At 57.9% G+C, this 202-nt stretch carries 1 protein-coding gene; it reads left to right on the top strand.

Annotated features, from left to right (window positions below):
* The coding region (locus X744_RS1000000174855) for a hypothetical protein (protein WP_032908334.1) at positions 1-202 on the top strand (202 nt) is incomplete at both ends.

Below are 202 nucleotides of genomic sequence, written 5' to 3'. Positions count from 1 at the left end.
TCTATCCGGGCCACAACAAGGCGGAATTCTGGGAGTTCTTCTTTCCGGGTATCTACGGGTCGTGGCAGCAATGGGCTAGGGATCCGGCCTCTCGGCCGGTGCCCGATGACATTACCCAGACGGCGCCTTACACCGATGCAATCACGGGAAAGCTGATCGTCAGCTTTTTCCATCCGCTGTGGACGCGTGATCACACCGGTAT

Origin of the sequence: Mesorhizobium sp. LNHC252B00 (assembly GCF_000502955.1) — a bacterium.
In the GTDB taxonomy this organism is placed as follows: Bacteria; Pseudomonadota; Alphaproteobacteria; order Rhizobiales; family Rhizobiaceae; genus Mesorhizobium.
The sequence above is the reverse complement of the archived record's forward strand: the minus strand, read 5'-3'. Positions and strand labels throughout refer to the sequence as shown.